Origin of the sequence: Streptomyces sp. 11-1-2, from assembly GCF_003595545.1 — a bacterium.
Classification (GTDB): Bacteria; Actinomycetota; Actinomycetes; order Streptomycetales; family Streptomycetaceae; genus Streptomyces; species Streptomyces hygroscopicus_B.
In genome coordinates, this window is the sequence record NZ_CP022545.1 from 4295290 (window position 1) to 4307980 (window position 12691).

The following is a 12691-nucleotide window of genomic DNA, read 5'->3' on the forward strand; positions in this document are numbered from 1 at the left end:
CCTCCACAACGTGCCACGGAGGTGAAGCAACCGGGGCGAGGCGCAAGGAGCCCTATCCTTGTCCCGGCAAGGTCACGGTCCGTCGAGCCCGGCCACTAGCATCACGGCCGCCCCGTCGGCCCCGCAGGCACCGGGGGCTCAGCAGCTCCGCGACCACCACCGGCCCCCGTAGCTCAGTGGATAGAGCAGGCGCCTTCTAAGCGCTTGGCCGCAGGTTCGAGTCCTGCCGGGGGCGCACTGGACCCTCTTCTCTACGCACGTAGCGAAGAGGGTTTTCTCGCTGTTCGGAGCGGTTCCACCGGCCACGGCCGCCCCGGGCGCTCCCCGACGATCAGGGGCAGGCTCGGGACCCGTCCGCCCTACTCCATGCCCCGCTTGCCCGGCGTCCAGAACGGCTTGGTGAGCACCGCGCGACGGTCCCAGCCCGCCTCCCGGACGAGCACCTGTCGCACCCGCTGCACGGTACGGGCCTCCCCGGCGACGTAGGCGATCCCGCCCGGTTCAGGGGCGAGGCTTCGTACCGCGTCCGGGAGTGAAGCGCCTCCCCTGGTCAGGCAGTTGAGGCGGTCCGAGTGGGGCAGCGGAAGGCGGTCCGCGGCCGTCTCCGTCTCCACGCAGCCGGAGACCCGCGCCCCGGGCGGCAGTGCGGCCAGCATCGCGCCGAAGGGGACGGACGCCGTCTCCTCCCCGACGAAGACGTGGTGGGCGGCCTCGGGTCGGAGCGTGAACGACCCCTCGGGCTTGCCCAGCCGCACCCGCTCGCCGACCTGGACACTCCTGCCCCAGCGCGCCCCCGGCCCCGCTTCGGCGTGGTCCAGCACGCACAACTCGATGGCGCCGGAGGGGTCGTAGCGCCATACGGAGTACGTACGGCGGGTCAGCCCGGAGCCGACCAGGACGCGCACCTGCTGTCCGGGGCGGACGTCGAGCCCGGCGAGGGTGTCGCCCTCGATGCGCAGCCGGCGCATGCGGGCGGCTATCGGTTCGGCCTCGGTGACGGTGCCGCGGAGCATCAGCAGGTCCAGGACCGGATCCAGCAACGTGGGCATGGGAGTGCTCCTCGGGGAACTCGGGTGAATACGGGGCAAGTTGGGCATCCATTAGCGGCCGGACGCGATAGTACGCGTTTCCGGCTGGATGCGATAGTGCGCGAGTGCGCGGCTTGCCCCGGACCCGGCCCCCGAGAGGGGCAGCCCTCAGAGGGGGTCAGTCCTTGCGGTCCCCGGTTTCCCCGCCCGTTTCGGGGCCGGGCTCGCCGTCGGTGCGCCCCGCCCCGGAGAGGGGCGGCCTGTTGGACGTGGCCACCTCCTGGGGGATGACCTCGGGGTGGTGGAGGTCGAAGGCGGGGGATTCGGAGCGGATCCTCGGCAGGGTGAGGAAGTTGTGCCGCGGCGGCGGGCATGACGTGGCCCATTCCAGAGAGCGGCCCCACCCCCAGGGGTCATCGACCTCGACCCGCTTTCCGTACTTCCCGGTTTTCCACACGTTGTAGATGAACGGCAGGGTGGACAGGCCCAGGAGGAAGGAGCCGATGGTGGAGACCGTGTTCAGCGTGGTGAAGCCGTCGGCGGCCAGATAGTCGGCATAGCGGCGCGGCATGCCGATGACGCCCAGCCAGTGGTGCACCAGAAAGGTCGTGTGGAAGCCGACGAACAGGGTCCAGAAGTGGATCTTGCCGAGGCGCTCATCGAGCATCTTGCCGGTGAACTTGGGCCACCAGAAATAGAATCCGGCGAACATCGCGAAGACCACCGTGCCGAAGACCACGTAGTGGAAGTGGGCGACGACGAAATAGCTGTCGTGGACCTCGAAATCCATCGGCGGCGAGGCGAGGATCACCCCGGTCAGCCCGCCGAACAGGAAGGTGACCAGGAAGCCGATGGACCAGAGCATCGGTGTCTCGAAAGAGAGGGAGCCACGCCACATGGTTCCGATCCAGTTGAAGAACTTCACCCCGGTCGGCACCGCGATGAGGAACGTCATGAACGAGAAGAACGGCAGGAGCACCGCTCCGGTGGCGAACATATGGTGGGCCCAGACCGTCACGGAGAGGCCGGTGATGGCGACGGTGGCGCCCACCAGACCGATATAGCCGAAGACGACCTTGCGGGAGAACACCGGAATGATTTCGGTGATGATCCCGAAGAACGGCAGGGCGATGATGTAGACCTCGGGGTGGCCGAAGAACCAGAAGAGGTGCTGCCAGAGCATCGGCCCGCCGTTGGCCCCCTCGAAGACGACCGCGCCGAATTTACGGTCCGCCTCCAGCACCAGCAGGGCCGCCGCCAGGATGGGGAAGGCGAGCAGCACCAGAATCGAGGTGAAGAGGATGTTCCAGGTGAAGATGGGCAGGCGGAACATCGTCATGCCCGGGGCGCGCATGCACACGATGGTCGTGACGAAGTTGACGGCGCCCAGGATCGTCCCGAAGCCGGAGAGGGCGAGGCCCATCACCCACATGTCGCCGCCCACGCCCGGTGTGCGCGCCTTGCTGCTGAGCGGCGTATAGGCCGTCCAGCCGAAGTCGGCCGCGCCGCCGGGGGTGAGCAGACTGCCGATCACGATCAGCCCGCCGAAGGCGAAGAGCCAGTACGAGAACATGTTCAGCCGGGGGAAGGCGACATCCGGGGCACCGATCTGCAGCGGCATGATCTCGTTGGCGAATCCGGCGAAGACCGGCGTGGCGAAGAACAGCAGCATCAGCGTGCCGTGCAGGGTGAAAGCCTGGTTGTACTGCTCGGGACTGACCAATTGCAGTCCCGGCCGGGCGAGTTCGGCCCGCATGACCATGGCCAGAAGGCCGCCGATGAGAAAGAAACCGAACGCGGTCACCAAGTACAGGTGTCCGATTTTCTTATGGTCCGTGGTGGTGAGCCAGTCGACCATGATGCTGCCGAGTTTGGTGGTTTCGGCGGGAGCTTGAAATTCGGGCTTGGTTGTCGTCGCCATGTCCGTGTCCGCTCCTCGGCAGGATGCATGTGGGGGCGGCCGGCGGTGCCGGCCGACGAATACGTTGTATTGATTCGCCCACCATTACCCGAAGCGGGACGGCGATTCGGACCCGACTCGCCGTAGAGGTCCTTCGTCGATCACCGCGTCCTGAGCGGACCGGGCCGGAAGTCAGCCGCCCGGACGGAAGTCAGCCGCCCGGGCGGAAAACCATGCGGACACAGCCGTTCGTTTTATATGTGCCGCCCTTACGGCTGTGGCTTTGTACGTGCCGCCCTTACGGCTTTACCCGTGCCGCCCTCCAACTGGGACTTCGCCTCGCGCAGGGCGCGGCGTACCTCCGGGCGGGGGTCCTGACCGGCCAGCCTGCCCGGCAGGGCGATGGCGAGCCGCGAGGGCTGATCCTTCGTCCGCGCCGCCAGTTCGGTCCCGCAGTTCCCGGGCGCCGGGCGGATCCGGATCTCCAGCCGGTCTCCGTAGCGCTCCAGCGGCTCCGGCAGCGCCTCGGCCGATATGTCCGTGGGCGGCCGGTTGACGGTGACCGTCTGCCATCGGCCGCCGTTCTGGGTGTCGGCCAGCCGGGCCATCCGCGACGGCCTGTGCCGCCAACGCCGGATCCCCGCGCTCACGACGATCGCTGCGGCGCTGAGCAGCGCCGATCTCACCCGTCGCACACGTGACATCGGTTCCTCCCGTCCTCCGGGCTGAGGATGAGCAGGCGCCCCGCATTCGGGCACCCGCCTATGCGGACATACTCCGCTCTCCGCACGGCACCCGCCCGTCGTGCGCCCAGGGTCCAGCCCCGGTTACCCATGGCCGGAGGACTCAATCAGATGGCTCTCCTCGAGCGGGCGTTGGTGGAAGCGGACCGTTTTCCCCACCCGATCCGGGTCACCTGGAAGGGTGACGTCGGGTACGGCCGAACGAATCCAGAAAAGTGTTCGACCGAACGAGGGGCTCACTGAAGGGCCCCCTGAGCTGGGCCGTCGCGGACGCTGACGGTCGGGGCCGCACCACCCCCGGCCGGTTTTGCCATTCCAGAAGGTATACATGGGAATCCCTTTACCATCCCATTCGTTCCAAGCATGCCCCCCACGGAACAGAGAACGAACCCAGTGACAGCGAAGGAGTGGACGCCGCGATGGTGTTCAAACGAGTGCTCGGCTCGCTCGGGGTCGGCGGACCCGTCGTGGACACGGTCCTGGACCCGGGGCCGGTGCGCCCCGGTGGGGTGGTGCAGGGGCAGGTGCGGCTCCGGGGCGGAGGCCGGGCCTGCGATATCGAGCACCTCGCACTGGAGCTGGTCGCCAGGGTCGAGGCGGGGCACGGCGGCGAGGAGGGCGCGGGCGGCGTGGTCTTCGACCGCCTCCGGCTCAGCGGGGGGTTCCGGCTCGACACGAGAGAGCACAGAGACGTTCCGTTCACCCTTCACATACCGTGGGGGACCCCGCTCACCGAGCTGTCCGGGCAGCCGCTGGGCGTCGTCCTGGGCATCCGGATCGAGCTCGCGTCGGCAGGCGAGAAGGACCACGGCGATCCGGAAGAGCTGATCGTGCGCCCGCTGCCGGCCCAGGAAGCCGTGCTGGGGGCGCTGGGGCGGCTCGGCTTCGGCCTCGTCGCCGCCGATCTGCGGCTCGGCCATATCGCCGGCACCGGGCAGACGCTCCCCTTCCACCAGGAGATCGAGCTCACCCCCGCCCCGCGGTACATCCACGACATGAACGAAGTCGCCCTGACCCTTCTCACCGGCCCCGACGGCATGGAGGTTGTCCTGGAGGCCGACAAGCGCGGCAGGCCCTTCTCCGGCGTGGCCTCCCGCGGCGAGTCCTTCCCCGGTCCGCCCTCCCCCGGCAAGCGCCTTCCCGGTGGCCCTGCCGCCATGGGCCGCCACACCGTGAGCCATGAGGGCCTCGATCATCGCGACTGGACCACTGAGGTCGACTCCTGGATCCAGGCGCTCATCGAGGCCCGCGCCGCCCACACGCCCCGCTCCGGGGCGATCGCCTCGGGCATCTCGGCCGGTACGGCGGCCGGGGCCGCGGGCGGCGGCATGGTCGCGGCCGGGCTCGGCGACGCGTCAGGGAACTTAGAGGGGTTAGGAGACTTAGACGGCTTAGGGGGCTTGAAAGACTTGAGGGACTCAGGGCACGAGGAAGCGGACCGGGGCTGAGACACGCGGAAGAGCCGCGGATCTCCCCACGGCCCTCCCTGTACGCACCGGCGAACGGTTATGAACGGCGCCCCACCGCATCGGGGTCGTCCACCGTCTCCCGCGGCTCCTCCGCCACGCCATCGCCCCCGTTCTCGACCGCCGCCGCAGCAGCGGCCTCGCGGCGCGCCGCCAGCCGGGCCGTGACCCGCCGGGCGACGGGCTCCGTCCAGCGGGCGGTGAGCGGGCCGAGGACGACCAGGATCAGGACATACGCCGTGGCCAGCGGGCCCAGCGAGGGTTCGATACCGGCGGTGACGGCGAGTCCCGCGATGACGATCGAGAACTCGCCCCGGGCCACCAGTGTGCCGCCGGCCCGCCAGCGGCCCCGTTCGGAGATCCCGGCCCGCCGCGCCGCCCAGTAGCCGGTGGCGATCTTCGTACTGGCGGTGAGGACGGCCAGCGTCATGGCGGGCAGCAACACCGGAGGGATGCTGGCCGGATCCGTATGCAGGCCGAAGAAGACGAAGAAGACGGCGGCGAACAGATCCCGCAGCGGGCTGAGCAGATGATGGGTGCCCTCGGCGACCTCCCCGGACAGGGCGATGCCCACCAGGAACGCGCCGACGGCCGCCGACACCTGGAGCTGCTGGGCGATCCCCGCCACCAGCAGCGTCAGCCCGAGCACCACCAGCAGCAGCTTCTCGGGGTCGTCGCTGGAGACGAAGCGGGAAATGTGCCGGCCGTAGCGGACGGCCAGGAACAGCACCAGACCGGCCACACCGAGGGCGATGGCCAGGGTGACGCTGCCCGCTGCCAGGCCCGCACCGGCCAGCAGGGCCGTGACGATCGGCAGATAGACGGCCATCGCCAGGTCTTCGAGGACCAGGATGCTCAGGATCACCGGGGTCTCGCGGTTGCCGAGCCGGCCCAGATCTCGGAGGACCTTGGCGATGACGCCGGAGGAGGAGATCCAGGTGACGCCGGCCAGCACGACAGCGGCCACCGGCCCCCATCCCAGCAGCAGGGCCATGACGGCGCCGGGCAGCGCGTTGAGCGCCGCGTCGACGAGGCCGGCCCGGTACTGGGTCTTCAGATTGCTGACCAGATCGCTGGCGGTGTACTCCAGGCCGAGCATCAGCAGCAGCAGGATGACGCCGATCTCGGCGCCGGTCGCGACGAACTGCTCGCTCGTCCCCAGCGGCAGCAGCCCGCCCTCGCCGAAGGCCAGTCCGGCCAGCAGATACAGCGGGATCGGGGAGAACTGAAACCGTCCGGCCAGCCGCCCCAGCAGCCCGAGGCCCAGGATGACCGCGCCGAACTCGATCAGAAAGACGGCAGACGAATGCATAGGCTTACACCCGCCCGAGTATCGCCGCGGCCGACTCCACGCCCTCGCGGGTACCGATCACGATCAGCTCGTCCCCACCGGCCAGCCGGAAGTCCGGGGTCGGGGAGGGGATCGCCTCCGCCCTGCGCAGCACCGCCACGATCGAGACGCCGGTCTCGGTCCGCATCCGCGTCTCGCCCAGCACCCGCCCGTTCCAGTACGACGTGGACGACAGCTCGATCCGCTCGGCCACCAGCCCCAGCTCGGTCGTGGACAGCAGATTCGGGCTGTGATGGGTTGGCATCAGGACCCCGACCAGCGCCTCCGCTTCCCCCGCGGTCAGCCTGGTGGACAGGGCGCACTCATCGGGATCCTCCTTCCGGTACGCACTCAGCGTCCGGTCGCCGTCGCGGTGCGCGATGACCGCCAGCAGCCTGTTCTCTCGTGTCGTCAGGTCGTAGCGGACCCCGATGCCGGGCAATGGCGTACTGCTCATCCGCGGAGCGCCCACAATCATCCCTCTCGTCGCTCGAGTCTCATGCCACCCTAACGAATGGCAAAGAATTGGTAATGAGGGTCGGTGAGTGAGGGCGCGATGGGACGATGCCGACCGCGTAAAGGTGGGGTGGCCATCGACAGGCGGGAAGGGTGGCGCCCAGAGGAGGATGGTGCCCATGATTGAGTGGAGGCGGCTCAGCACAGGCATCAGGCCGGTTCCCGACCCGGTCGCCACTCCCGTCGTCTGGGGTGGGGCCTTCCTCGGTGCGCTGGTGCTGGTGGTGACCCTGAACTTCCTCGGCGGCCATGGCCGCCCGGTGTTCGCCCTGATCGGTCTCTCGCTGCTGGCCGCCCTGCTGGGGCTGTGCGCGCGTTTCGTCGCGGCGCCCGGTACGGCGGCACTGTGCTGGCTGTTCCTCAACGGCTTCGCCATTCCGCCCGCGGGGCGGCTCTCCTGGGCGGGCGACCGCGACGCCGGCTGGCTCGGCTGCCTCCTGGCGGCGGCCGTCGCGGGCACCGCGCTCGCCCGTATCGTCAACGCCCGGGCGGGATACCGCCGCATCTCCCCACTCGGCCGCCGGCCGGGGCCGCCGGAGTGAGCGACAACCGGTCCAAGGTCGTAGAGGTCCCAGTCGTAGATGTCCCAGTCGTAGAGGTCCCAGTCGTAGAGGTCCCAGTCGTAGAGGTCCCAGTCGTAGAGGTCCCAGTCGTAGAGATCCCAGGGGTGTAGCGCCCGGCCTCTCGCGCTAGTGCGGCATCGTCAGGACCGCCACCCCGTTGACGCGGTCGGCGGCGAGGTCGTCGAGAGCGGCGTCCGCCCGGTCGAAGGGGTAGGGCGTGACCGTGGCGCTGACGCGGTCCTCGGCGGCCGCGGCGAGGAATTCGCGTCCGTCCTCGCGGGTGTTGGCGGTGACGCTGCGCACGGTGCGTTCGCGGAAGAGGTGGCGGTCGTAGTCGAAGGACGGGATGTCCGAGAGGTAGATCCCGGCGATGCTCAGCGTGCCACCGGCGTCCAGGGCCTCCAGGGCGACCGGGACCAGTTGGCCCACCGGGGCGAAGAGGATGGCGGCGTCCAGGGGCTCGGGCGGGCGGTCGTAGGAGTCGTTCGCGGAGGCGGCGCCGAGTTCCAGGGCGAGGGTCTGGGCGGCGGGTGACCGGGTCAGGACGTGGACGACGGCGCCCTGGGCGATGGCGACCTGGGCGGTGAGGTGGGCGGAGCCGCCGAAGCCGTAGATGCCGAGCCGCCCGCCCGGCGGCAGGTCGGCCCGGCGCAGGGCGCGGTAGCCGATGATGCCGGCGCACAGCAGCGGGGCGAGTCCCTCGTCGGTGTATCCGGAGGGCAGCTCATAGGCGTAGGCCGCCGGTACGGTGACGTACTCGGCGTAGCCGCCGTCCGCGTCCCAGCCGGTGTACTCCGAGGACGGGCAGAGGTTCTCCTGGCCCCGGAGGCAGTAGCGGCAGCGGCCGCAGGTGCGCCGCAGCCAGGGGACACCGAGCCGGGCTCCGGGGCCGGGGCCGTGCGCCCGCGAGCCCGCCGCGACCACCTCGCCGACGGCCTCGTGGCCGGGGACGACGGGGCTGCGGTGCGGGGGCAGATCGCCGTCGCGGACATGCAGATCGGTGCGGCACACCCCGCAGGCCCGGACCCGGATCAGCAGTTCGTCCTCCGCCGGCCGTGGCACCGGCAGCTCCACCTGCTCGATCCGGCCCGGGGCGGGGACCACCCATGCCCGCATGGTCGCCGGAAGGTCGGTGTTCGTGTCCGTCGTCACACCGTCAACGTAACGCCGTGGGGCCCGTCGCGACCGTAAGGCACGCGTTCGGGCCATGCGGCGCCAAAAGGGAAGAGATACGGCCGGAAACTGCCAACCGAGTGCGGGTGCGGTCAGGCCGAGGTGCCGTCCATCGCGGTGATCAGGCTCTTGGGCCGCATATCGGTCCAGTGCTCGTTGACGTAGTCCAGGCACGCCTGGCGGTCGTCCTCGCCGTGGGCGACCGTCCAGCCCGCGGGGACCTCGGCGAAGGCCGGCCACAGGGAGTGCTGCCCCTCCTCGTTGACGAGCACGAAATAGCGGCCGTCGGGGTTCTCGAAGGGGTTGCTCATCGCTGTTCTCCTCGCTCGCGATCGGCGTCGACAGGCTTGACGGTACCGGCCGGAGCGGGCGCCCGCCGAGGGGTTCCCCGAGGGCCCTGGGAAAAAGCCTGGGATACGGAAATGGCACCTTCCTGACGGAATTCAGTGTTCCGGTATGTCCCTCGCCTACGGTCCGCGGCATGGTCGCGTCCGCCACAACCGAGTCCAGAGGCTCCATGGCCATGGAGCTCACCACCGGCGACCCCGCGCTCACGGCCCGGCTGGAACGCGGGATGGACGCCTCGGAGGAGCAGCTCCGCGCTCTCGCCACCGAGGCCCGGGACCCTTTGGTCGCGGAAGTCGCCGGACATCTCTTCGGCCCCGGCGGAAAGCGGCTGCGTCCGCTTCTGGCGCTGGTCGGCGCGGAGTTCGGCGAGCGCGATCCCTCCGCCGCCGTGCGGGCCGCCACCCTGGCCGAGCTCGTGCATGTCGCCTCGCTCTACCACGACGACGTCATGGACCAGGCCCGCACCCGGCGCGGGGTTCCCAGCGTCAACGCCCGCTGGGGCAACGCCACCGCCGTACTCGCGGGCAATTGGCTGCTGTCGAAGGCGGCCCAGCTCGCCGCGGAACTCGGCCCGGAAGCCATCCGATTGCAGTCCAAGGTCACCAATCGGCTGATCATGGGCCAGATCCGGGAACTCGTCGGCCCCTCGGACGACGACGATCCGCTCTCCCACTACTTCACCGTGGTCGCGGGAAAATCGGCCTCGCTCATCGCCATGGCGCTGCAGCTGGGGGCGGTCCGGACGGGCGCCCCGGAGCCTGCCGTCCAGGCGCTCGCCGAATACGGAGAACATCTGGGAATCGCGTTCCAGATATCCGACGACATCCTCGACATCACCTCCACCTCCGAGGTCTCCGGCAAGGAACAGGGCAAGGATCTCGCGATCGGCGTCGCCAGCCTCCCGGTGCTGCTGGCGCTGGCCGACGAGCGGCCGGAGGCAGGTGAGTTGCGCACCCTGCTGACCGCCGCCACCGCGGGCCCGGAGGGCGCCGGGCTGCCGAGGGCCGTCGCGCTGCTGCACCACTGCGGGGCCCTGGCGGAGGCGCGGACGGTGATGCACGCCCGGCTGCTGCGCGCCCGGACCGCGGTGAACGGACTGCCGGACGGGCCGGCGACGCGGGTTCTGCACGCGCTGTGCGACTTCGTGGCGCGCCGGGATCACTGACCGGCTCCCGTACGCCCTCGCCCGTCCGCGCCGTCCTCCCGGGTTCGTTTCCGTCGTCCTCCCGGGTCCGCATCGCGCCGTCCTCCCCGGTCCGTTTCCGTCGTCCTCCCCGATCGGCCGGTGTCGCCGTCACGACGTAGCCTGATGCCTATGGGCAGCTCACGGTCGGATGTGGTGGACGAGCCCATCGACCCCGATACCGGCCCGGCCCCGCCCGCCCGGCACTACCCCTGGCGGGGGCAGGGCCCCGTGGTCGGCGTGGTGGCGGTGGGCGGCGCGCTCGGGGCGACGGCACGCTACGGGGCGTCGCTGCTGTGGCCGACCCCGTCCGGCGCCTTCCCCTGGACGACCCTGCTGGTCAACGCCGTCGGCTGCGCGGTCATCGGCGTCTTCCTGGTGCTGATCACCGAGATGTGGACGGCCCACCGGCTGATACGACCCTTCTTCGGCACCGGTGTGCTCGGCGGCTTCACCACCTTCTCGACGTATGCCGTGGACTTCACCCGGCTGGTCCAGGACGGCCGTTTCGCCATCGCCTTCGCCTATCTGGCGGGGACGCTCGTGGTGGCGATGGCAGCCGTATGGGCCGCCGTGGCGGCGACCCGGGGTGTCCTGGGCGCTTACGGCGGCGGGCCCGGCGGGAGGGCGGCCCGGTGACCGGCGAGCCCGCGCTGCGGCTGACCGTCTTCATCGGCGAGAACGACACCTGGCATCGCAAGCCGCTGTCCGCCGAGATCGTGCACCGCGCGCATCGCGCGGGGCTCGCGGGTGCGAGCGTGTTCCGCGGCGTCGAGGGGTACGGCTCCTCGTCCCTGATCCACACCTCGCGGCTGCTGTCGCTCGGCGAGGATTTGCCCATGGCCATCGTGATGATCGATACGGAGGAGCGGGTGCGGTCCTTTCTGCCCGAGCTGGAGGAGATCGTGGGTGACGGCCTCGTGGTGGTCGACCCGGTCGAGATCGTGCACCCCCGGGGCCGGGCCCGGTGAACTGGCTGCTGGTGATCGCGGGCGGGATGGTCGGTGCCCCACTGCGCTATCTGACCGACCGCGCGGTCCAGGCACGGCACGACTCGGTGTTCCCCTGGGGCACGTTCATGGTCAATGTGGTGGGCTGTCTGGTGCTGGGCCTGCTGACCGGTGCGGCGGTGGAGGGGGCGGCGTCCCAGCGGCTGCAACTGCTGCTGGGCACGGGGCTGTGCGGGGCGCTGACGACGTACTCGACGTTCTCGTACGAGACCTTGCGGCTGGCCGAGGAGGGCGCCCGGCTCTTCGCCGTGGCGAATGTGGTGCTGAGTGTGGCGGCCGGAGTGGGCGCCGCCTTCGCGGGTGCGGCGCTGGCCCACGCGATCTGGGGCTGACGGCACGACCCTCGCGGCGGCCTTACCGCCGCCCCGCTCCGTGACACACGCCTCGCAGCAGCCTTACGGTTCGCACCGCCCGCCCCATCCCGCCCTACCCCACACAGCTACGGCAGCAGTCGCGTCGTGTTCGGCGGCAGGCCGAACTCCCCCGCGGCCGCCGTCCGCAGATGCTCCAGCATCACCCGGCGCAGCTCACGCGCGGCTCGGGGCGGCGCGACGTCCTTACGGTGGGCGACGGCGATGGTGCGCTGCATATCGTGGCCCGCGAACGGCGTGATCCGCAGCCCGGACCGGGCCGCCACCATCCCCGGCAGTACGGCGATGCCGAGCCCGGCCCGTACGAAGCCCAGCACCGCGTCCATCTCGCCGCCCTCGACCGTGAAGGACGGCTCGAACCCGGCCGCCCGGCAGACCGCCGTGGTGAATTCGCGCAGGTCGTAGCCGCGCCGGAACATCACCATCGGCCGGTCCCGCAGATCCTCGACCAGGATCCGCCGACGCCGGGTGGGGGGTGGGGACGCGGGTGAGGAGGCCACCACCAGCTCCTCCCGCAACAGCTCGGTGGCGGCGAGGGCGGATGCCTGGCCGGGGAGCGGGGTGATGATCAGCGCGAGGTCCAGCTCGCCCGCGGAGAGCGTGCGGACCAGGTCCTGGGAACCGCCCTCGTCCACGATCAGCTCGATGCCCGGGAACTCGTCGTGGAAGCGGCGCAGCACATCGGGGACGAAGCTGGCGCACAGGCTCGGCGTGGCCCCCAGCCGCACCCGGCCGCGCCGTAGCTGGGCGACCTCCTGGACCTCGCGGTGCGCGGTCTCGGCGTCGGCGAGGATCTGGCGGGCCAGCGGGAGCAGTGCCTCTCCCGCGTCGGTGAGGGCGATATTGCCGCGCGCCCGGTGGAAGAGATCGGCTCCCAGCTCCCGCTCCAGGGTGCGGATCTGCTGGGACAGCGAGGGCTGGGCGACATGCAGGAGCTCCGCGGCGCGGGTGAAGTGCCGGGTCTCCGCGACGGTGGCGAAATAACGCAGCTGATGCAACTGCACACCACGATGATAGGCACCGGCTATGGACGGGCTATGGACGCCTGGCCACAGCGTGC

Annotated in this window: 14 protein-coding genes and 1 tRNA gene; 7 read left to right on the forward strand and 8 right to left on the reverse strand. The window is 70.5% G+C overall.

The genetic code is table 11. The annotated features are described in order from the left end of the window. Window positions 1-162 precede the first annotated feature (162 nt). Window positions 163-235, forward strand: a tRNA-Arg gene (locus tag CGL27_RS18290). Between the two features lie 124 nt (window positions 236-359). Here CGL27_RS18290 and CGL27_RS18295 read toward each other — a convergent pair. The 3 genes from CGL27_RS18295 to CGL27_RS18305 form a co-directional block, all read right to left on the reverse strand. After that, window positions 360-1049 carry a siderophore-interacting protein gene (locus CGL27_RS18295; protein WP_119988484.1) on the reverse strand — a complete coding sequence of 230 codons (690 nt, stop codon included), beginning with the start codon at window positions 1047-1049 and terminating at the stop codon, window positions 360-362. 157 nt (window positions 1050-1206) lie between these two features. Then, window positions 1207-2949, reverse strand: a complete 1743-nt coding sequence (gene ctaD / locus CGL27_RS18300; RefSeq protein ID WP_119988487.1) for a cytochrome c oxidase subunit I — start codon at window positions 2947-2949, stop codon at window positions 1207-1209. A 248-nt stretch (window positions 2950-3197) separates the two neighbouring features. Further along, window positions 3198-3632 carry a hypothetical protein gene (locus CGL27_RS18305; protein ID WP_162953019.1) on the reverse strand — a complete coding sequence of 145 codons (435 nt, stop codon included), beginning with the start codon at window positions 3630-3632 and terminating at the stop codon, window positions 3198-3200. Window positions 3633-4090: 458 nt separating this feature from the next. Here CGL27_RS18305 and CGL27_RS18310 point away from each other — a divergent pair, with 458 nt between their 5' ends. Beyond that, window positions 4091-5119: a sporulation protein gene (locus CGL27_RS18310; protein WP_119988493.1), complete on the forward strand. Its 1029-nt coding sequence runs from the start codon at window positions 4091-4093 to the stop codon at window positions 5117-5119. A 58-nt stretch (window positions 5120-5177) separates the two neighbouring features. Here CGL27_RS18310 and CGL27_RS18315 read toward each other — a convergent pair whose 3' ends face one another. After that, window positions 5178-6449 carry a cation:proton antiporter gene (locus CGL27_RS18315; RefSeq protein ID WP_119988495.1) on the reverse strand — a complete coding sequence of 424 codons (1272 nt, stop codon included), beginning with the start codon at window positions 6447-6449 and terminating at the stop codon, window positions 5178-5180. 4 nt (window positions 6450-6453) lie between these two features. Next, window positions 6454-6924: a TrkA C-terminal domain-containing protein gene (locus tag CGL27_RS18320; RefSeq protein ID WP_078641476.1), complete on the reverse strand. Its 471-nt coding sequence runs from the start codon at window positions 6922-6924 to the stop codon at window positions 6454-6456. Between the two features lie 178 nt (window positions 6925-7102). Here CGL27_RS18320 and CGL27_RS18325 point away from each other — a divergent pair, with 178 nt between their 5' ends. Beyond that, on the forward strand, window positions 7103-7525 hold the full coding sequence (locus CGL27_RS18325) for a hypothetical protein (RefSeq protein ID WP_078641477.1): 423 nt from the start codon (window positions 7103-7105) through the stop codon (window positions 7523-7525). 147 nt (window positions 7526-7672) lie between these two features. Here CGL27_RS18325 and CGL27_RS18330 read toward each other — a convergent pair whose 3' ends face one another. After that, window positions 7673-8662 (reverse strand): zinc-dependent alcohol dehydrogenase family protein, encoded by a 990-nt coding sequence (locus CGL27_RS18330; RefSeq protein WP_119994445.1) that lies wholly within the window; start codon window positions 8660-8662, stop codon window positions 7673-7675. 149 nt (window positions 8663-8811) lie between these two features. Next, window positions 8812-9030 (reverse strand): MbtH family protein, encoded by a 219-nt coding sequence (locus CGL27_RS18335; RefSeq protein WP_078641478.1) that lies wholly within the window; start codon window positions 9028-9030, stop codon window positions 8812-8814. Between the two features lie 170 nt (window positions 9031-9200). On the opposite strand from CGL27_RS18335, the gene CGL27_RS18340 reads away from it, so the two are divergent. The 4 genes from CGL27_RS18340 (at window position 9201) to crcB (CGL27_RS18355) (ending at window position 11592) form a co-directional block, all read left to right on the forward strand. Next, on the forward strand, window positions 9201-10232 hold the full coding sequence (locus CGL27_RS18340) for a polyprenyl synthetase family protein (RefSeq protein ID WP_119988498.1): 1032 nt from the start codon (window positions 9201-9203) through the stop codon (window positions 10230-10232). A gap of 150 nt (window positions 10233-10382) precedes the next feature. After that, entirely contained in the window at window positions 10383-10889 is a 507-nt protein-coding gene (gene crcB, locus CGL27_RS18345) for a fluoride efflux transporter CrcB (protein ID WP_119988501.1), read from the forward strand. Further along, a complete protein-coding gene (locus CGL27_RS18350) occupies window positions 10886-11221 on the forward strand; it encodes a DUF190 domain-containing protein (protein ID WP_078641480.1) in 336 nt (111 codons plus the stop codon). The genes crcB (CGL27_RS18345) and CGL27_RS18350 overlap by 4 nt, the downstream gene beginning before the upstream one ends. Beyond that, window positions 11218-11592, forward strand: a complete 375-nt coding sequence (gene crcB / locus CGL27_RS18355) for a fluoride efflux transporter CrcB (protein ID WP_119988504.1) — start codon at window positions 11218-11220, stop codon at window positions 11590-11592. Before CGL27_RS18350 ends, crcB (CGL27_RS18355) begins: the two co-directional genes overlap by 4 nt. 107 nt (window positions 11593-11699) lie before the next feature. On the opposite strand, the gene CGL27_RS18360 is transcribed toward crcB (CGL27_RS18355), so the two are convergent. Further along, complete coding sequence (locus tag CGL27_RS18360; protein WP_078641482.1) at window positions 11700-12635, reverse strand: LysR substrate-binding domain-containing protein; 936 nt, start codon at window positions 12633-12635, stop codon at window positions 11700-11702. Window positions 12636-12691: the final 56 nt, after the last annotated feature.

Excerpts from the sequence above, each read along its gene's own strand:
- CGL27_RS18295 (WP_119988484.1), bottom strand. The coding sequence starts at position 1,049 with ATGCCCACGTTGCTGGATCCGGTCCTGGACCTGCTGATGCTCCGCGGC.
- ctaD (WP_119988487.1), bottom strand. The coding sequence starts at position 2,949 with ATGGCGACGACAACCAAGCCCGAATTTCAAGCTCCCGCCGAAACCACC.
- CGL27_RS18305 (WP_162953019.1), bottom strand. The coding sequence starts at position 3,632 with ATGTCACGTGTGCGACGGGTGAGATCGGCGCTGCTCAGCGCCGCAGCG.
- CGL27_RS18310 (WP_119988493.1), top strand. The coding sequence starts at position 4,091 with ATGGTGTTCAAACGAGTGCTCGGCTCGCTCGGGGTCGGCGGACCCGTC.
- CGL27_RS18315 (WP_119988495.1), bottom strand. The coding sequence starts at position 6,449 with ATGCATTCGTCTGCCGTCTTTCTGATCGAGTTCGGCGCGGTCATCCTG.
- CGL27_RS18320 (WP_078641476.1), bottom strand. The coding sequence starts at position 6,924 with ATGAGCAGTACGCCATTGCCCGGCATCGGGGTCCGCTACGACCTGACG.
- CGL27_RS18325 (WP_078641477.1), top strand. The coding sequence starts at position 7,103 with ATGATTGAGTGGAGGCGGCTCAGCACAGGCATCAGGCCGGTTCCCGAC.
- CGL27_RS18330 (WP_119994445.1), bottom strand. The coding sequence starts at position 8,662 with ATGCGGGCATGGGTGGTCCCCGCCCCGGGCCGGATCGAGCAGGTGGAG.
- CGL27_RS18335 (WP_078641478.1), bottom strand. The coding sequence starts at position 9,030 with ATGAGCAACCCCTTCGAGAACCCCGACGGCCGCTATTTCGTGCTCGTC.
- CGL27_RS18340 (WP_119988498.1), top strand. The coding sequence starts at position 9,201 with ATGGTCGCGTCCGCCACAACCGAGTCCAGAGGCTCCATGGCCATGGAG.
- crcB (WP_119988501.1), top strand. The coding sequence starts at position 10,383 with ATGGGCAGCTCACGGTCGGATGTGGTGGACGAGCCCATCGACCCCGAT.